Origin of the sequence: Thermotomaculum hydrothermale (genome assembly GCF_016592575.1) — a bacterium.
GTDB lineage: Bacteria > Acidobacteriota > Holophagae > Thermotomaculales > Thermotomaculaceae > Thermotomaculum > Thermotomaculum hydrothermale.
The window spans coordinates 1,416,929-1,436,989 of record NZ_AP017470.1 but is presented as its reverse complement, the minus strand read 5'-3'; the positions used below and the strand labels follow the sequence as shown (position 1 = coordinate 1,436,989).

At 34.3% G+C, this 20,061-nt stretch carries 14 protein-coding genes; 7 read left to right on the top strand and 7 right to left on the bottom strand.

The features are described from left to right. Positions 1-6 precede the first annotated feature (6 nt). From gatA to queA, 5 genes are read left to right on the top strand one after another with little or no spacing between them, the layout of a single operon-like run. Positions 7-1,446 (top strand): Asp-tRNA(Asn)/Glu-tRNA(Gln) amidotransferase subunit GatA, encoded by a 1,440-nt coding sequence (gene gatA, locus TTHT_RS06560; RefSeq protein ID WP_201327180.1) that lies wholly within the window; start codon positions 7-9, stop codon positions 1,444-1,446. After that, positions 1,433-2,149: a ribonuclease III gene (gene rnc, locus TTHT_RS06555; RefSeq protein WP_201327179.1), complete on the top strand. Its 717-nt coding sequence runs from the start codon at positions 1,433-1,435 to the stop codon at positions 2,147-2,149. The genes gatA and rnc overlap by 14 nt, the downstream gene beginning before the upstream one ends. Further along, a complete protein-coding gene (locus tag TTHT_RS06550) occupies positions 2,139-3,149 on the top strand; it encodes a radical SAM protein (protein WP_201327178.1) in 1,011 nt (336 codons plus the stop codon). Before rnc ends, TTHT_RS06550 begins: the two co-directional genes overlap by 11 nt. Then, the gene (locus TTHT_RS06545; RefSeq protein ID WP_201327177.1) at positions 3,142-4,293 is read left to right on the top strand and encodes a hypothetical protein; all 1,152 of its coding nucleotides are present in this window, start codon (positions 3,142-3,144) and stop codon (positions 4,291-4,293) included. Before TTHT_RS06550 ends, TTHT_RS06545 begins: the two co-directional genes overlap by 8 nt. Before the next feature lie 17 nt (positions 4,294-4,310). Further along, entirely contained in the window at positions 4,311-5,345 is a 1,035-nt protein-coding gene (queA, locus tag TTHT_RS06540) for a tRNA preQ1(34) S-adenosylmethionine ribosyltransferase-isomerase QueA (RefSeq protein ID WP_201327176.1), read from the top strand. A 214-nt stretch (positions 5,346-5,559) separates the two neighbouring features. Here queA and TTHT_RS06535 read toward each other — a convergent pair whose 3' ends face one another. Beyond that, complete coding sequence (locus TTHT_RS06535; RefSeq protein WP_201327175.1) at positions 5,560-7,656, bottom strand: glycosyltransferase family 39 protein; 2,097 nt, start codon at positions 7,654-7,656, stop codon at positions 5,560-5,562. A 257-nt stretch (positions 7,657-7,913) separates the two neighbouring features. Here TTHT_RS06535 and TTHT_RS06530 point away from each other — a divergent pair, with 257 nt between their 5' ends. Beyond that, on the top strand, positions 7,914-12,134 hold the full coding sequence (locus TTHT_RS06530; protein WP_201327174.1) for an SBBP repeat-containing protein: 4,221 nt from the start codon (positions 7,914-7,916) through the stop codon (positions 12,132-12,134). A 58-nt stretch (positions 12,135-12,192) separates the two neighbouring features. Here TTHT_RS06530 and TTHT_RS06525 read toward each other — a convergent pair whose 3' ends face one another. Genes TTHT_RS06525 through TTHT_RS06510 form a run of 4 tightly spaced genes read right to left on the bottom strand, consistent with a single transcriptional unit; the run spans position 12,193 to position 16,613 of the window. Next, on the bottom strand, positions 12,193-13,131 hold the full coding sequence (locus TTHT_RS06525; RefSeq protein ID WP_201327173.1) for a site-2 protease family protein: 939 nt from the start codon (positions 13,129-13,131) through the stop codon (positions 12,193-12,195). Further along, positions 13,132-13,992, bottom strand: a complete 861-nt coding sequence (locus TTHT_RS06520; RefSeq protein ID WP_201327172.1) for an RluA family pseudouridine synthase — start codon at positions 13,990-13,992, stop codon at positions 13,132-13,134. It lies immediately after the preceding gene. After that, entirely contained in the window at positions 13,967-15,154 is a 1,188-nt protein-coding gene (locus tag TTHT_RS06515) for a sodium:solute symporter family protein (protein WP_201327171.1), read from the bottom strand. Before TTHT_RS06515 ends, TTHT_RS06520 begins: the two co-directional genes overlap by 26 nt. Position 15,155: 1 nt before the next feature. Then, complete coding sequence (locus TTHT_RS06510; RefSeq protein WP_201327170.1) at positions 15,156-16,613, bottom strand: HAD-IG family 5'-nucleotidase; 1,458 nt, start codon at positions 16,611-16,613, stop codon at positions 15,156-15,158. Between the two features lie 66 nt (positions 16,614-16,679). Between TTHT_RS06510 and TTHT_RS06505 the strand changes: the two genes are divergently transcribed. Beyond that, positions 16,680-18,290, top strand: a complete 1,611-nt coding sequence (locus TTHT_RS06505) for a PAS domain-containing protein (protein WP_201327169.1) — start codon at positions 16,680-16,682, stop codon at positions 18,288-18,290. Between the two features lie 59 nt (positions 18,291-18,349). On the opposite strand, the gene TTHT_RS06500 is transcribed toward TTHT_RS06505, so the two are convergent. Continuing rightward, positions 18,350-18,631, bottom strand: coding sequence for an FmdB family zinc ribbon protein (locus tag TTHT_RS06500; protein ID WP_201327168.1), 282 nt, complete (start codon positions 18,629-18,631; stop codon positions 18,350-18,352). A gap of 188 nt (positions 18,632-18,819) precedes the next feature. Continuing rightward, positions 18,820-20,058, bottom strand: coding sequence for a beta-ketoacyl-ACP synthase II (gene fabF, locus TTHT_RS06495; protein WP_201327167.1), 1,239 nt, complete (start codon positions 20,056-20,058; stop codon positions 18,820-18,822). Between the last annotated feature and the right edge of the window lie 3 nt (positions 20,059-20,061).

Genomic DNA, 20,061 nt, shown 5'->3' with positions numbered 1-20,061 from the left:
TGTGTTATGAGTGTTGTTAGACAATTAAAATACAAAATCGAAAACGGTGAATTGTCAATAGTTGATATAACAAAAAAGGCTATAGAAAAGGCTAAAGAAAAATCAGAGTTAAATGTATTTATTACCTTAACAGAGGATTTTGCGCTTGAGACTGCTCACAAACTTGATGAAAAAGTTAAAAAGGGAGAAGAGTTAAAACTCTTTGGCCTTCCTGTTGCAGTCAAAGACAATATAAATGTTAAAGGGTATGCAACAACCTGTGCTTCTAAAATTCTAAAGGGTTATGTTTCCCCTTACAATGCAACTGTTGTTGAGAAATTGATTGAAAACGGGGCGGTTATAATTGGTAAGGCAAATATGGATGAGTTTGCCTTTGGTTCAACAAATGAGACATCAGCCTTTGGACCTGTAAAGAATCCTTACGATAAAGAGAGGGTGCCTGGAGGTTCTTCAGGCGGTTCAGCTGTTTCTGTTGCTGCAGATATTGTTCCCTTTGCCTTGGGTTCTGATACAGGGGGTTCAATCAGGCAGCCTGCTGCCTTTTGCGGTGTTGTTGGTGTTAAACCAACCTATGGAAGGGTTTCAAGGTATGGGCTTGTTGCATTTGGCTCATCGTTAGACCAGATAGGCCCATTCTCTTACGATGTTTGTGGTGCTGGGCTTTTGCTTGAGGCAATTTCAGGCTTTGATAAAAATGACTCAACAAGTGTTGATAAGCTTGCAAACTTCAAGCCTGAGTTAAGGGATTTAAAGGGCTTAAAGGTTGGTGTAATAGAGGAATACGCAGAAAAGATAGAGCAGGAAGATGTAAAAGAGATTTATTATAGAGTGCTTGAATATTTAAAAGCAAGCGGTGCAGAGATTGTTAAGCTTGATATGCCTCATATTAAATATTCAATTGCTGCTTACTACATTGTTGCTACAAGCGAAGCATCAAGCAACCTTGCCAGATTTGACGGTGTAAGGTATGGTAACAGAGTACACTCTGACAATGTTAAGGATATGTACTTAAAAACCAGAAGCGAAGGCTTTGGGGAAGAGGCAAAGAGAAGGATACTTTTAGGTACTTTTGCTCTTTCATCAGGCTATTATGATGCTTACTATTTAAGGGCACTTGCTGTAAGAAAGCTTATTGCAAAAGACTTTGAAAAGGCATTTAGCAATGTGGATATAATATTTACTCCGGCAACCCCTACAACAGCCTTTAAGTTAGGTGAAAAATTGGATAACCCTCTTGAAATGTACCTTTCTGATATTTTTACTGTACCGGTTAACCTTGCCGGGCTTCCTGCAATAACCCTTCCTGTTGATTTTTCAAAGGAAGGATTGCCTGTTGGAATGCAGTTTATTTCAAAGTGGTTTGACGAAAAAACAATGCTTGATGTTGCATACACAGTTGAGGACTTTTACAAATTTTACGAGAAGGCGGGATATGGCAAATTTTAGCTACAAAAGAATTGAAAAAAAGATTTCTTATTCTTTTCAAAATAAAAAGCTTTTAAAAGAGGCTTTTACTCACGCTTCATACGCCTATTTAAAAAACCTTAAATATAACAACGAAAGGCTTGAGTTTTTAGGGGATAGTGTTTTAGGGTTGATTATAGGTGAATACCTTTTTAAAAACTTTCCAGAGCAACCTGAAGGGGTTTTAACAAATGCAAAGGCTTATATGGTGCACTGGGAGACTCTGTCAACAATTACAGATTTTCTTGAAATCCCCGATTTTCTTCTTGTGGCAGATGCAGACAGGCAGATAAGGAACAACCCTAAAATAAAGGAAAACCTCTTTGAAGCCCTTGTTGGTGCAATTTACCTTGATTCAGATTTGCAAACTGCAAAACAATGGGTTCTTGACATATACGAAAAAACAGGTTTTCTTGTGAGAGAACCTGAAAAGGTAATCTTTGACTATAAATCAAAATTGCAGGAAATCCTGCAGGGTGAGGGGCTTGGCCTTCCTGAATACAATATAATTGCAACAAGGGGGCCTGTTCACGACACATCATTTATTGCCGAGGTTAAAATTAAAGGTAAGGTTGTTGCAACTGGGGAGGGTAAAAGCAAAAAAATAGCCCACCAGAATTGCGCAAAAAAGGTTTTGAAAAAGCTTGAGAATAAAGATTTAAACGAATTGCTTGATGAAGATTAAAATTATCCCTGTTTTTCTCCCTGAAAATCAGTGCCCTTTTAGGTGTAAATTTTGCAATGTAAAGGTTGCAAACGGGGATGTTTTGATTAAGTCAAAGAGAGATATTGAAAATATAATAGAAAAATCGTTAATTACTTTAAAAAACAGGTATCCAGATTCATTTAAAGAGGTGGCTTTTTTTGGTGGCACTTTTACCTATGGAAAACTTGAAGAGATAGAGGATTATCTGAAAACAGTTAAGCCGTACATTGAAAACAGTTTAATTGACGGAATAAGGGTTTCAACAAGGCCTGATTTTTTCAATATTGAAATTGCTGAAATATTTAAATTTTACGGTGTTACAACAGTTGAGTTTGGGGTTCAGAGTTTTAACCTGAATGTTTTAAAGGCTGTAAACAGGGGACACAATGGAGAGATTGCTAAAAAAGCGGTAAAGATTTCAAAGGATTACGGTTTTAAAACCTCAATTCATTTGATGATTGGTTTACCTTTTCAAACAGATGAGATATTTTTAAATGATGTTAAAGAAACTATTAAACTTAAAGTTGATTATGCAAGAATTCATCCCCTTGTTGTTTTAAAAGATACAAAACTTGCAGAAGAGGGCTTTGTAGCCCCTGATTGTGATGAAACACTTGATACTTTAAGCAGGGGAGTGTATTTGTTAAAGAAGAATAATGTTGAGGTTATAAAATTAGGCTTGCAGCCAACTGATAGTTTAAATAAAGACAATAGCGTTCTTTCAGGTTGTTATCATCAATCTTTAAAACACCTTGTTTATTCAAAGATTTACAGAGATTTTCTTTTAAATTTAATTGAAAAGGGAGTAAAAGAAGTAACTATCTCTGAAGCTGATACATCCTTTTTTTACGGATACAGGGGCTCAAACAGGGATTTAATTGAAAAAATAGCGTTAAAATCCGATAATAAAATTGAAAGGGAAAGTGTTTTTGTTAATGGGAGATTAATAAGAATTTTTGAGGAGAATATATATGGTTAAAAGGATTATTGATTTTTTGAAAGAATACTGGCTAATGCTTGTTTTAATTTTTCTTATTGCTGGTGGAGGAATTTACTATATTTTTATTCATCCGATTTTAAGGATAAAACACGCACCTAAGTTTGTAAAAGCCTATGTGGTTGTAAAAACAAAAAGCCTTGATTACGCAACAAACGACTTTATGATTATAAAAGAAGATGAAAATCCTGAATTGCAGGCGTGTATTGTTGCAAAAAAGTGGGGAGAGGATAAACTTACTTACTTTTGCCCTTCAAAAAAACTTAAAATAGACGGAAAGTTTATCCCTGAAGATAGAATAGAGCAGTGGGACAATTTTAAGTGGAAAGAAGTAAGGGTATTCTGGTTTAAGATTCAGCCTGTAACTCTGGCCAGGTATGAGAATGAACCATTTGATTACTCTCACATAAAGTATGTATATCAATTGCAGACAACATGGCCTCTTCAATGGACTCATAAACTTGATGTAAGGGATTTTGCGTCTATTTATCCAAAGCAGAATTACGGCACAATGAGGTTTAAGATAAGGGCTGAAATAAAAGAGGGAATAGCAAATGTAATTGAAAAAGTGTATTCAAAGGGAGAGGAAGATGTTGATGAAAGCAACATAATTTCAGACGAGGTTTTCAAGGTGTCCCTTGTGCCTTCAAAGGATTACTTTGGGTATTTAACCTCTCTATTTAATCTTGCCTATGTGACAGGTGGGATAGATTACAAGAAATTTACAGACAAAAACCCTGTTGTTTTAAGGATTGCAGTTGATTCACCTGGATACTTTACCTATGCAGCCCGGCTCGCAGGTTTTAAGGATGTTGAAATTGGAAGTATTCCTTCCCTTTTAAAGCATTTCAAGGTTTTGTACAAAGGGGTTCATCTTGATAAAAAGAAAGGCATTTACCTTGATGAAAAGGGGAATCCTGTAAAAACTAAAAACCTAAAAAGAGGATACATTATCTGGGACGGAGAGTTAATTGGGGTTTACGCCTCTGAAGGAAGCCTGCAGGGGGGCAAATACGGTGTTTTAAGCGACGAAGACAGGGTGTTGTACTCAAACGGATTACCACTTTACTATGAAAAAATGGGAGACCATTTCTATAACAATATTCAAATAGGATATCTTGAATAAATTTGAGGAGTGAAAAATTGAGGACAGATGAATTTGATTACAATTTACCGCAGGAGTTGATTGCTCAAAAGCCCCGTGACCAAAGGGATAAAAGCAGAATGATGGTTTTAAACAGAAAAGAAAAGAGTATTGAGCATAAAATATTCTATGAATTTCCCGAGATAATCCCGGACAACACAATGATTGTTTTAAACAATACAAAGGTTTTCCCTGCAAGGCTTTATCTTACAAAGAGAGAAACAGGGGCAAAGATTGAGGTGTTTTTGTTAAAGCAGTTGGATAAGGAAGCAAAAAGATGGAAGTGTATGATAAAGCCTTCAAAGAGGGTAAAAAAGGGTACTGTGCTTGAATTTGAAAATGGTAAAAAGGTAATTGTTGAGGAAAAGTTTGACGAGGGAATTCACTATGTTTTCTTTGACTTTGACAATCCATTTGAAGAGATATTTAAGTATGGGAAAACCCCTCTTCCACCTTACATAAAAAGAGAGCCTCAAAAAGACTTTGACCCTATAAGGTATCAAACTGTTTTTGCTGAAAAGACAGGTGCAGTTGCAGCCCCCACCGCTGGCTTTCATTTTACTGAAAGTGTTTTGAAAAGACTTGAGGAAAGGGGAATTCCTGTTAGAAAGGTAACACTCTATGTTGGATTGGGAACCTTCAAGCCTGTTACTGTGGATATTGTTGAGAAGCACAAAATGGACAGCGAACACTTTGAAATCAGTAAAGAGGTTGCAAGAGACATAAATGAATGGAAGAAAAAAGGGGGAAAAATACTTGCTGTGGGAACAACAGTGGTAAGAACGCTTGAGGGCTGCTTTGCAAAGTATGGAGAGGTAAGGGGAGTTTCAGACGAAACAGATATATTCATTTATCCCCCTTATGAGTTTAAGGTAATTGATTATCTCCTTACAAATTTTCACCTTCCAAAATCAACACTAATAATGCTTGTATCAGCTTTTGCCGGAAAAGATTTTGTTTTTAATGCTTACAACGAAGCGGTAAGGGAAAGGTACAGATTTTACTCTTACGGCGATTGTATGTTGATTTTATAGACGAAATGTCGTGACTTGGAGTGATTTGATGTATTGAACAAATTGAAATAAGGGGTAAAATTTAAAATAAGTACAGGGTTTAATTTAAGATTTTGGATGTTGAATGATGGATTCTTAATTGAGGGAAAAAACTTTTAATTTAAAGAAACCCTACCTTAATTCAGCATTTAGAATTAAGAATCTAAAATTCTAATTCATAATTTAAAATCCCCATTTACATTTGTTTTTCAAAAGAGATTTTAAAGGGAAGTCCATTGGAAACATTAATTAAAATTTCGTATTCATTGTTATTATGTTCAATGTGATACGCATAGCACAAAGCCCCGTTTTCAATTTCAATTTCTTCTTCAAGGATTTTGCCTTTAATTAAATTTAATGCTATTTTTCTTGCTTCACCCTTCTCAATATTTGAGAGATTTTTTAAATCATGTTCAGTAAATTCAGCTTTCTCGTTAACTGGTTCTTTTATTGATATATTGCCTGTGTATGCATCAACATGTACTTCAAAAAAATCTCCTCTTTTAACAAATTCAAACTCATAGTAAACCCTGTTTTTTATAATAGCAAGTTCTGAGTCGTGCAGGTTGTATTCTTTATCAATTGCCTGTTTTGCTTTTGTTAGGGCATTATTAAAAGATACTTTTACAAATTGCATAAGGTTTACAGGTGCTTTTAATCTATGAGTTTTAACCCCTTCTTTCCAGTTTATGTTGGCACCCCACAGAGGTTTATTGGAAATAACAAAATTATTTCCATCTTTTGCAAGGACAAAGCAGTCTTTAACCAAATCGGTTAAATTTATTATGTCTTTTTTTGAAACAAGAATTAGAAAATTTTCTTTATCCCACAATTTTTTTAACTCTTTACAGCTTATAATTTTTTTAAAAGGGGAAATTTCTTTTTCTATTTTAATGTCGCAATAATAAGGGGTTTCTCCGTGGGTATAAAATGGAATTTGAAATGCATACTGTCTAAAAGAAACAAAGGTAAAACCACTATGAGAAAATTCTTTGCTAATATATGCTAATTTTTTGTTTGAATTTAGAAGTTGGGGGTAGGAAATAAAAAGCTTAACAATAAAAATAAAAAGGATTGTCCAAGAAATAAAAAACAATGCTTTAAAGCATTTATTTTTAATGAATTTTATAATTGAAAGAAATAGAATCAATATTCCTGTAATTATAGAAAGTTTTACTATTTCCCTGTTTATCTGGGATGAAATGTTTAGGTAGCGGGTATTTAAAAGAAATAAAAACGGTATAAGTCCAGCGGTTAGCCAGAGGCACTTTAATTTTGATTTTGTCTCTTCAATCCAGTCTGCTGTAAGCATTGCTGCAGGCGGGATTGAAAATAAAATATAAGTCGGTAGTTTGGTAAGTATAACTGAAAAAAATATCAACGGAAAGGAAAACCAGGTAATTAAAAATAAATCTCTGTTAGAAATCCCTTTTCTAATTTTCTCAATTATTGCTATTAAAAAAGGTATGTAAAAGGGAAGTATTAAAATCGGTAGTATTTCAAAGTAATAGTAAACAGACTTTGGGTGTCCTATTTTTGTGCCTTTTATCCCTGCAATTCTTGCGTAAAGCTGGTCTATTAGAAAGTATTCAAGTATTTTTTTGTCTGAAAAAATAAGGTAAAGATACCATGGGAAGGCTATTACAGAGAAGGTAAGGAGATATTTTAATCTAAAAAGCGGTTTTATTTCTGAAAAATCAAGTTTAAATAAGGATATTAAAACAAGTATTAAAAGAGGGATAACAACTGCAACAGGCCCTTTTGTCATAAATCCCAAACCTAATGATAACCAGAAAAGATATAGTAGTATTTCCTTTTTTGTTTTGTAAAATTTTAAATAAAAATAAAATGCCGTTAATTCAAAAAAGAAAAGGAATATATCTGTTGCAAGAATTCTTGATGTAAAGAAAATTCCAGGAGAGGTTGATGAGAGGATAAGCGTCCAGTATGCCTTTTCTTTATCAAATAGTTCTCTTGCAATTAAATATATTATGAAAAGTGACAAAATTGCAAAAATTATTTGAAAAAATCTCACTCCGAATTCATTTATACCAAAAATTTTCATTCCAAGTGCCATAAACCAGTAACTTAAAGGTGGTTTATGAAGGTGAGGTGTCCCCATTAACTTTGGGACAATATAATTGCCGCTTATAACCATTTCCCTTGCTATTTCTGCATACCTTGAATCAGTTCTATTTAAAAGGGGGATTTTATTTGAACCGTAAAAGTACAGGACTGTTGTTAGCAGAAAAACAAATATTACTTTGTGGTTTTCCTTAATAAAATCCTTCAAAACATCCCCCTGCCAGAATGACATATTCTTTAAACGCATTAATATTATCAGCAAATTTTGTGCCAGCTTAATCCTGATTGTTTTTTTATCTTATTTTATAAAGGGAATTAAAATGTGATTTGAATCTCTTCTTTGATTTTTTTTGAATATTTCTTTTGAAAAATTTTTATTTATTGATATATTCTAATTAACTTATCCATTTGAGAAATTTTTTGGTATTAATTTTTTGCTTTTTTTTATTAACTCAGGAGGAGAAAATGAAAAAGTTTTTTTATTGTGCGTGGGGTTTTTTAGTCTTTTGTTTTTTTCTTTTTTCAACAACTTCAGGGAAAGTCATAGCGAAGGAGTTGAAAAATTTTTCTGAAAAAAAAGGCTTTATTTTAAAGTTGTCACCATCTTACTTTATCCCTAAATTTGAACTTAGAACAAAAGGAAAGGCTATATTAAATAGAGGGGATAATACAGTTGCTTTCGTTCAGACATTGAAGGGTAAAGTGAAATTTACACCTGAAGGTGTGTTTATAGGGGTGCCAGTTAAAAAGGATAGTAATAGCAGTAAGTTTAAAAGAATAACTTTCTCTTCCAGTGAGAATAGCTGGGATGAAAAAGGTTTGTATAGAAATTTGTTTATTTTAGGTTTGGGTTTTGGAGAAAAAAGATCAAAAAATACTGAAAAAAAGGTAGTACCCCGCCTTGAGGAAGCAACAGATGCTTCTGTAAATTTTTTTATTGGTAAAAAGGAGGAATGGCTTACCAACATTCCAACCTATAAGAAGCTTGTTTATTCTGAGGTATGGAAAGGGATAGATGTGGAATATCTGGGATTTTTGGATAGATTAGAGTACAGGGTTATTGTTAAGCCTGATGCAGATCCTGACAATATAGTTATGGAAACTGGTTCTAACAGACTTTTTATCGATAACAGAGGAGATTTAAGGGCTCAGTTTGAAGATGCAATTCTGCTAATTACCAAACCTTTCGCATTTCAAATTTTAAATGGAAAAAAGGTCTTTGTCCCAGTTCAGTTTAAAATACTTGATAATGGAAGATATTCATTTACTGTTGCTAATTATGATAAAAGCAAAACTCTAATTATAGACCCGGTAATGAGCTGGGGGAGTTATGTTGGTGCATCTTTAGATGAATATGCCTTAGGAATGGTGTTGGATTCTGATAGTAATATTTATGTTACTGGATATACATCTTCCTCAGATTTTCCAGCCACCAGTGGGGCTTATAGCACTTCTCATTCTGGCAACAATGATGTGTTTGTTTGCAAATTAAGTGCAGACGGAAGAAAATTATTAAGTTCAACCTATTTAGGTGGGGCAAGTGCCGATTATGGGGAGTCAATTGTTCTGGATTCATCAGGAAATGTGTGGGTAACAGGTTATACAGGTTCTTCCGATTTCCCTGTTACATCTGGTGCGTACAGCGAAACCTATGGCGGGGGTTTGGATGCTTTTGTTTCAAGTTTAAATCCAGATTTAAGCAATTTAAATTATTCAACTTTTTTAGGTGGAAGCGGATATGATGCCTCTTATGCTCTGGCCGTCGATACTTCTGGTTATGTTTTTGTAAGTGGTTATACTAAATCTACTGATTTTCCAACTACAAGTGGGGCATATTCAACAAGTTTAAATGGTAGTGATTATGATACTTTTGTTACCAAATTAAATCCAACTTTAAGCAGTCTTGAGTATTCTACCTATATTGGTGGTGCAGGGAAAGATTATAGTTACAGTTTAGCAGTAACCTCTTCTGGAGAGGCAATTATAACTGGAATTACTTATTCTTCTGATTTTCCGGCAACTTCAGGTGCTTATAGTACAACTAACAATGGTAGTGGAGATGGTTTTGTTCTCAAATTAAATTCAACTGGAAGCAATATTGTTTGCGCAACATTTTTTGGCGGAAGTGACTCAGACCAGGCTAAAGCGTTAGATATTGATTCAGCAGGTAATATCTATGTTGCAGGTTATACTTTCTCCAATGATTTTCCAACTACAAGTGGGGCTATAAGTGGAAGTTTACAAGGAACAATTGATAGTTTTGTTGTGGAGTTTAATTCTGATGTAAGCGCTTTAACTTATTCAACCTATTTAGGGGGGAGTAGTAACGATGTTGCAAGGGGGATTGTACTTGATAGTTCAGGCAATATGTTTGTTACAGGATACACAAATTCAACTGATTACCCCACAACTTCAGATGCTGTATCTTCCTCTTTAACAGGTGGATTTGATAGTTTTGTAAGTGAAATTAAATCTGATGGAACAGGGTTTAATTTTTCAACCTTTTTAGGCGGCAGTTTAGATGATTATTCTTATGATATTGCGGTAAATTCCTTAGGCAATATCTATGTAATAGGTACAACATCTTCTTCAGATTTCCCAGTTACAAGTGATAGTTATGATCCGGATTACAACGGCAGTGACGATATGTTTATTGTAAGGATATCATCTAAGTGTAAGATTACAGCAACTGCTCAAACAGGTGGCAGTATTTCGCCTTCTGGAACAACAACTGTAACAGTTGGTTCAGATAAAACCTATACAATAACACCAGATAGTGATTATTCAATTAAGGATGTTCTTGTTGATGGGCAAAGCGTAGGAGCAGTTTCAACTTACACTTTTACCAATATTACAAATGACCATACTATTGAAGTAAAATTTAATGCAAGTACATACACTATTACTGCAACTGCGGGTCCGAACGGTTCAATTGACCCATCTGGAGAAGTTACTGTAAACTCAGGTGATGATATTACCTTTACAATTACCCCGGATGAAGGATACTTTATCCTTGATGTTCTTGTTGATGGAGAGCCAGTTGGCAGAGTTGACACATATACTTTTGAGAATGTGGACGCAAACCACACTATTGAAGCTCGTTTTGCAGACTCTTTGCCGCCTATAATAAATTCCGCTGTAGGGGAGAATTTAAACCAGGTGTTGCCAGTTCAAGCAGAATTTTCCTGCGATGCATACGACCCAGATGGGGGGGACATTGTTAAATATGTGTGGCATATTAATGGCTCTAATTATCATGACACAGTTACGACTTTTGTCGGTTCATGCAATTATGTTTTTTCAAAACCGGATACTTACTGGGTGGATGTCACTGTGATTGACGATGAAGGACAGGTAAGTCATGCGAGGTTAAAAAATAGTGGTGGTACTGATACTCAGATTATAGTATCGGCAAATAGCAGTTTTAATATGGTAATTCCAATTCCGTTGCAAGCATCTTCCAAACAAAAAGGTGTGAATATTGCCAATACTGTTACAAGCATTTTGAATTGTTCTGACCAGTCTGTTAATATGCAGGTAAAATACTACGATTCTTCTGGAGATAATGTTAAAACAGATAATTACACAATATCCGGTAAGGGGAAGTTTGTTTACAATCCTAATACTTATAATACAGATGGATATGCTAATGTTTTAATTAATAGTGACAATTATGTACTTACGTCTGCAAGAATTATTACTGATTCAGGTCAGATGATTTCCTATCTTTTACCTCAATTTAGCGGCAAATTGTATATTCCGCATATTGCTGAAGAAACAGATTACTGGGAAACCAGTATGTTTGTTTCTTCACTTCAGTCAACAGATTTATCTGTAACTGTAAACAGCTTGCAGCAACAGTATTCAATTTCTCAATTTTCTACTCAGATTGACCTTGAAGAAGTGTTAGGAGACCAGATTGACGAAGCAAAAACCTGGGGAACTGTAGAATCTGTATCCAATAATCCTTTTGGGGGTACAGAATCTTTAAACGGGTTTGAGATTTTTCAACACAATAACACTGACGGTGCAGGAGTTGAACTTCCTTCTTCAGGCAGCATGACTCTTTTTATTCCTCATATTCCTGAAGAGACAGATATTTTCTGGACAGGTTTTGCCATTGTTAATCCGAATGCCGAGGATGCAAATTTAACCGTTGACCTTTATTCTAAGACTGGTGAATCAGTGGGAAGTGTTGGCATAACAATTCCTGCAGGCAGTAAACTAAAAGGATTGGCAGGTGATTTGTTTGGTGATGCTTACGGTAGTGCAGAATGGGGTATTATCCGCTCTGACAAGCCGATATTTGGGATAGAACTTTACGGAACTGTTGCAAGTGGTATCTGTGGATACCTATTGCCATATATAGCAACTTCTGAAGGGTATTTACCAGAATTAATTACAGGGGAAAATTACTGGAATGGAATTGCAATTACCAATCCCTCAGATGTTAATGCAACCATAACTATTGAACTCGTGGCAGCAGATGGGACAGTAAAATCAACTAAAGATGTGCAGTTAGGGTCAATGCAGAGGTTTAAGAGTGTGGTGAAAGATTTGTTTTCAGATGTTGAAATTGAGTCTACCGATTACATTTATTACCATTCCAATACCTCGATAATAGCAATTGAGGTAAGCGGAGACCTTGATAGAACATTTATGTTTTCCTTAATAGGAAAACAATGATAGTTAAAAAAGTAAAAAATCAAGGCGGCTTTTTGCCGCCTTTTTTGTTTTTTACAATTTAACAGGTATTGGCACAAATGAGAGGATAAAAAATCAACAGTGCAATTAATGCAAGTATCTTTCTCTTTTTGTCTAAAGGCTCGTTTTCAAAGAAAAAGCGAGGGTGTTTTATCCCTAAAATAATCAAAAGAACAAGCCATATAATCCAGCCTGAATAGAAAAAAGAAGAGATAAATAAAACAAATGCAAGGCCATAGGCAATTAAGAAACTCTTTTTACCAAAAACAGCATATGAAATATGCCCCCCATCTAACTGGCTTACAGGGAGAAGGTTTAAAGCACTAACAAGCAAACCAATCCATCCTGCAAATCCTGTTGGGTGAAGAATTAAATCAACCTTTGTTGTTCCGTATTTTATAAGCACTATTATTTTGTAAAGCAACGGTTCACCAAAGGTTATAACATCTTTTGAGTTAACAATATGACCTGCTGGTTTTGAGAGAATAATTCCCAAAGTTAACACAGGCACTGCAACTATAAATCCGGCAAGAGGGCCTGCTATCCCCACATCAAACAACTCTCTTTTTGATAGAAAAGGAGATTTAATTTTAATAAATGCCCCAAATGTTCCAATAAATGTTGGTGCAGGAATAAAGTATGGTGGGGTGCAGTCAATTCCATAGTAGGTTGCGGTTAAAAAATGCCCCATTTCATGGGATGCAAGTATTAGCATTAAAGGGAGTGAATACCACAATCCCCCAAGCCAGAATTTGATGCTAAAAAAAGGGTAGTTTAGTTTGTAAAAGGAGATGTAATCCAGCCCGCCTATAAAGGTTGTTATAAAAAATGTTATAAAAAAAAGGATTATAGATAAAAATTTTTGTTTTTTTGTAAGTCTTTCATTTGCTTTTTTTAACAAATATTTCAGGTTTTTTTCTGGCTCTTCTATTTCAAATTCAGGGTAAATTTCTATAATTCTATAAGGCTTATAATCCATTTATTCTTTCTCCTTTTTTAGCAAATCCTTAAACCTTTCAGGCATATCAGTTTCAATTGTAACCTTTTTTTTGGTTACAGGGTGATTAAATTCAAGTTTTTTGCAGTGTAGCATAAGTGAATAGTTGCTTTTTTCTTCCTGATTGTAAAATTTATCTCCTAAAATTGGATGGCCTATACTTGATAGGTGAACTCTTATTTGATGCGTTCTTCCTGTTAAAGGCATTGCTTCAATTAAAGTGAAATTTTTCAATACTTCAATAGGTTTTACAATGGTAATTGCTTGTTTTGACTCCGGCATATTTACCCACCATTTTTTGGGGTTGCTTTCAGGTATTAAGCCTATAGGCTGATTTATTTCTTTTTTTCTCTCTAATCTTCCGTGCACTATGGTAATATAGTATTTCTTTATTTCCCTGTTTTTGAATAGTTTTGCAACCTCTTTATTTACTTCCTTTTTCTTTGTAAACAAAACAAGCCCGCTTGTATCCCTGTCAAGCCTGTGGTGAAGCCCAGCATAGCCATTTAAATATTGTTTAACAAAATAGTAAAGGTGGTTAATGTCATAGCACATTGTCCCCTGAGTTGTTATTCCCTGTGGTTTGTTTACTATTATCAGGTATTCATCTTCATAAACAATCCAATCTTTTGAAAACTCAAACTCTGGCGGGTTTTCATCAAGACAAATTGAAACTCTGTCTCCTTTTTTAAGCTTTGTATCAATTTTTTTTATTCTTTTGTTGTTTACTAAAATTCCCCCTATTGCAAGGGATTTTTTTAGGTTTTGAGAATCTATACCCTTTATGTTTGCCAGTTTAATTAAGTCTATGTTTTTACTAACTGTGTATTTTAGTATAGGCAAGTGTTAACCCTCCGAAAAATAAAGACGAAAAAAAAGAAAATTCGGTTGATTTTGTTATAGCATAAAAAACAAAGAAAGCAAAAACAGGTATTAAAAATGATTTGTTCTCTACTTTTTTAAAAAGAAAAAATGAAAGTGCGGGGAATGTTATTGCAACTAAGAGTATTGTATAGCCAGATGCAAGAAGAGAGATTATGTTCGGGGTAAAAATAGCAAGGAGAAAAGAGATTGCCCCTATAATTACAGTTGCCAGTTTCATTGCTCTATTATTGTTAATTGAAAGTATATCTTCGCAAATAATAGAGGTTGAGGTAATGAGCATACTATCTATTGAGGATACAATTGCAGAAAATACAGTTAAAAAAACAAAAGCATTTAAGCTTTTTAAAGAAAATCCATTTTTAAAAGCCCAGATAAGCAGGATTGAGAACAAAATCTTTAAGACGCCGCTAAAAAAAGCCCCCTTTTTTGCAGTTTTTTCATCTTTTGCAGACAATAATTTTGAATATATATCGGGGCCTATAATGTGTGATATTAGCATCAAAGTGCAGAGGTAAATTAGAGAAAAGTCCGGGATTTTTAAGAAAAGTTTTTTTGTTGACAAAGGGTTGATTAAATATAGGATAAGTCCAATTACAATTAATAAAAATTGAATTATATCTGTTTTAGAAACGCTCCATTGACCACCTATTAAAGAGTAGCCAACAATTAGAGATGTTATCATCGCAGTTTTTCCTGTTGAAAAGTTTCCTAAAATCTGTATTCCCTTTATTGAAAGTGCAAGCCAGCAGATTTCAGCTAAAATCAAGGCTATGGATATTGCTTTATATGAAGGGCTATTTAGTTTTGTCTTCAGAATAGAAGGAAGGGTTAATGCCCCTGTGCCCCTTACTCTGTTAGCCAGTGTGAAGGAGAGTAAAATTAAACCTATTCCCCCGGAAATATCCATGAAAATTCCCGAAATTCCATACTTTTCAATTAACTTTAAAGATACAACTATTGCCGAACCGCCAATTGTTGTTGCCGCAAGGGTGAAGGAGAGGGTGGCAGTTTTCAGCCCCCTTGAAGAAACAAAGTAACCTTCTTTGGTTTTTGATTTTTTTGCAAAAGGGACAGATATTACTCCCATTATTAAAAGGAATGCAATGGCAATTGCAAACATATTAGTTTTCGCTTAATTCACTTATTTCAATATCAAGGAATTCAGGTTCTTTGTCGTGGGGCATAAGTTGAACTGGGGTGTGGAAGTATTCAGTTGGTGAATAGTATAAAATGTTTGTTAAATCAGAGGTATATGTGCAGGCAAAGTCTAATACCTGGTCCCCAAAAAGGGAAAGTTCATTCTGTTCCTTAAATAAGTCTCCAAAATATGGGTTGTATGCTTTATCAATCTCTTCTTCCAGTTCTCTAATTTTAGTTAATAATTCGGTTAATTTTTTATTTAATTTATTCTGTTCAACTGTAAGTTTTTCTATTTTTGAGTCTATTTCTTTAATTGTTTGTAAATTAAGATTGTCAAATTCATCTTCCTTTTCTTTTATAAGTTTGTTTAATTCTTCTATTGTCTGATCAAGTCGCCTATTTGTCCTGTTTTTTAATTCAAACATTTTTATAAGCCTTTTTGCATCTTCTTTTAGCATTTTTTTAATTTTTATGTGGTTGCACAACTCAGGAATAATCATCATTGTTCGCCATGCTGATGTTTGTTTTGTTTTAAGCATATCTCCATAAATATGGTCTCCAACATAAAGTATGCTATCTCCGTAAACTCCTAATTTTTGTTCCAGAAGATAAATATTTCCTTTTTCAGCCTCAAAGCACCTTCCCTCTGAAATAATTTTAAATGGTTCTCTCTTAGTAAAGAAGTCAGGTTTTGAAGAGCTGTAAATAATTATGTCAAAAAAGTCTCTAAAATTTTTGCCTAACAGGAATTCCATTACAAATGTTGTGTAGTTGTAATCTGAGTTTGTAACAATAAAGAGTTTTCTTCCATTTTTTTTAAAGTGATTTAATGCTAATGGGAGCATGCTGTTTTTAATTATGTACTTTTCAGGGTGTTCTTTTATAATACTTTTTAGTGTTCCGTCTCTATGTACTAAATCAACAGCCCATCTAATATCATCGTAGAGCCATTTATAGCTTGAAGATTGGCTTTTAGCCGATGATTTGTCAAAATAGTCAATTAGTTTTGCAAAAAGATATGTTTCAGGAATTTCAAAAAGGGTATCAACAGCTCTATAATTGTCAGAAGCAAGGTCAAGCTTTTTGTTTGTGTATAGGTTTTTCCTCTCTTTTTTCGAATACTTTTGAAAGCCATGGTAGACTCTTTTTACATACCTGAATTTGTTCGTTTTTAGTATGTTTCCATGCTTTATATCAAAAATTAAACCTCTTATTGCAAAGTTTTCTTCATACTCAAAATCAAGAAGTTCTTTCGGGTAATGCTTTTCATATACAAGTTTTTCAATTGATTTTTTAAAGGTGAGTTTCTCTATTTCAGGTGAGCGATATTTTGCAAGGGTGTAATCCATGTCAAAGCCTACAGCTTTTATGCCTTTTAACTTTAAATTTCTGTTTGTGAAAATCCTGTGTTCAATAGGCGCTTTTGTTCCGTTATCCATTTTCAACCCCCAGAAATAATTTAACACAAATTTATGCTAAAATATAAAAAAATTGGAGAGTTTTCTATGATAATTGATGATTTGATAGATGTTTTGAACATACCCTTTGGGATATTTAACAAAAATAATGAAAGCATATACCTTTCTCCTTTAATGAGAGAATTAGAGGAAAATTATGGAGATATTTTTGACTTTTTAGAGATAGATGATAAAAGCCCTGTTTACTTAAAGGGTGTATCAGTTGAGAAAAGGTTAATGCTAAATGGAGAAACAAAATCTTTTGTGTTTTTCATTCAGAAAGCAGATGATTTTTTTATAATACTTGCGATAGATATTACTTACAATACAGATTTAATAAATTCCATTGTTGAAAGAGGCAGGTTGTTGTCTCAGGTTTTATCATTGTGTTCTGCTGGGATTTTTTTAAAAGAGTTTGATGGGAATTTTATTTACAAAAATTTATCTTTTGAGAGATTTTTAAATTCAGTAGATTATCCTGAGAAAACTACTTTACAGAAGATAAAAGAGAATGGTTATGCAATAGAGATAAGGCCTGTGTTTTTTGAGGGAAAGGAAAGGTATATATTTGAGTTATTAAGGCGTGTTGAGGTTTCAGGAAAAGAAGCGGTAGGAGGATTGGTGCTTTTCGATGGTCCTACTACTGATTTTTTAGGAAACATTATGAAAAAAAGTAAAATGTTGTCTGAAATTATAGACCTATCTGAAACAGGAGTCCTTTACTTTTCACGAGATTTTTTAAGCCTGGAATTTTTCAATAAAAAAGCTTTAGATATTTTAACTAAAGAGAGAATTGAGAGAATTAAGGTTTTAGGATTATTTGAACCTGATGTCCTTTTTGATAAGAATACTGTGGCTATTTTAAAGGAAAGTTTTTTATTGAACGGAAGTTGCGAAATTTTTAACTATAAAATTCCAAATGTAGAAGGAGAATTTAACTTTTATATTGTTTCAGGATTAAACGGCATATCTGTTTTCTTTAAAAAGGTGTTGCCAACAGAAGAGGAAAAGGCATACCATCAGTTTAAAAGTATGTTTGAATTTGCGTCTGACGCAATCTTTTTGATGAAAAATGCAACTTTTGTTGAATGTAATAAAAAGGCAGAGGAAATGTTTGGGTGTACAAAAAGTGAAATTATAGGAAAAACTCCTTTTGATTTTTCCCCTGAGTTTCAGCCAAACGGTATCCCTTCTGAAGAAGGTGCTCTTAAAATGATAGATGAGGCAACAGTTAGTGGAAATAAGGTTTTTGAATGGGTTCACAGGAAATGTGATGGAACTCTTTTTGATAGCGAGGTGACTTTAAGCAAGTTTCAGGTAGGGGGGTATACCTATACTCAGGCTATTGTTAGAAATATAACGGAAAGAAAAGCTTATATAGATTTAGGTAGAGAGTTTGAGAATTTGATAGCCTCAACCAACCCTGTCTTTGTTTTTAATCAAGAATTTTCCCTTGTTATGAAGAATACTGTAGAGTCAGATTTGTCTGTCGAGGAAGCAAAGAAGTATGCTATTTCTGTGCTTAACAAGAATTCAATGGTTTATCCAGGAGCTTTTTCCGGGAATATTGAAATTAATGGAAAAAATTATCTTTGTCAGGTAAAGATAGTTTATAGTAAAGGAGAAAAATATTTTTTAGTCACCATTGAAAAACTATAAAAGGAAGGAAAGCCCCGTCAAAGCGGGGCTTTCTATGCGGTTGGCCACCTCAGGCGAGCCTAAGATGCGAGGGTGTCTTTTTTCGGCGAGCCTTCTTTTGGTAGGCCTTTTTGGGCTGTGTTGTTGCCCTCTGCACTTTTATTAGACGCAGAGGGATTAGAGTTAGTTTTATAATCAGTAATGTAAAATCCACTTCCTTTAAATCTTATTGATGGAGCGCTAACAAGCCTTCTAAAATTCCCTCCGCACTTTGGGCAAATGGTGAGTGGTTGTTCATTCACTTTTTGTAAAACCGAATTTTGGTATCCGCAATTATCACACCTGTACTCATATATTGGCATGTTAACCTCCGTAATCTTAAATATTTTAATTCTCAATATTATAAAAGTCAAATAAAAAAGATTAAAATATATACATTTTTTTTGTTTTTTCTGATTTTTTAGATAGCTTAAAAATATAATTTATACAAAACAAAGGACTAAAGACTAAACTAAAAAGCCCCGATTATTCGGGGCTTTTTTAAAAAATCTTATTCTTTAAATTTTTTCATTACAATACTGGCGTTTGTTCCCCCAAATCCAAATGAGTTGGACATACCGTAAGCTGGATTAATTTCCTGTGCATTACCTGGCATATAATCAAGATCACATTCTGGGTCTTTTACTTCAAGGTTTCTTGTTGGATGTGCTTTCCCTGTAAAAAGTGTAAGTGCCAGAATTGATGCTTCAAGTCCACCTGCTCCACCTAATAGATGCCCTGTCATTGATTTTGTAGAGTTGATTTTAATTTTATAAGCGTGTTGCCCGAAGAGGTCTTTAATTGCCTTTGTCTCAATCTTATCATTGTAATAGGTTGAGGTGCCATGGGCGTTGATATAGTTAATTTGTTCATGTTTAATCCCAGCATCTTTTATTGCTGCTGCCATTGCCCTTCTTGCGCCATCTCCATCTTCTGCCGGGGCAGTTATATGGTAAGCGTCTCCACTCATTCCATAGCCAACAATCTCTGCATAAATCTTTGCCCCTCTGTTTAATGCGTGTTCTAATTCTTCTAAAATAAGAATTCCTGCCCCTTCTCCTATTACAAACCCGTCTCTCTCTTTGTCAAAGGGTCTTGATGCCTTTTCAGGTTCATCATTCCTTGTTGAGAGAGCTTTCATTTGAGAGAATCCAGCAACAGCAAGGGGGGTTATTGCTGCCTCGCACCCGCCGGCAATCATTGCAATGGCATCCCCTCTCTGGATAATTTTAAAAGCATCCCCAATTGAGTTTGTCCCTGTTGCACAGGCTGTAACAACTGAGCTGTTGGGCCCCTTTGCCCCTAACCTTATTGATACAGCGCCTGATGCAAGGTTTATAATTACAGAGGGGATAAAAAATGGGGAGACTCTTCTTGGTCCTCTTTCCATTAAAGTTTTATATTGCTGTTCAATGAAGTTTAAACCCCCTATTCCTGATCCAACCAAAACTCCTATTTCATTACAATTTGAGTCATCAATTTTAAGTTTTGAATCTTCAAGCGCAATTTCACTTGCCGCAATTGCGTATTTGATAAAATTATCCATTTTTCTGGACTCTTTAGGGGGGATAAAAGCACCTTCGTCAAAATCGACTTCACCTGCAATTTTGCTTGCAAAACCCTCAGTATCAAATTTTGTAATTTTTCTTATTCCATTTTCACCGTTTAGAAATCTCTGGTAAAGTTCATGACTCCCTGTTCCCAAGGGAGACACCAACCCTATACCTGTAACTACAACTCTCTTTTTCATACT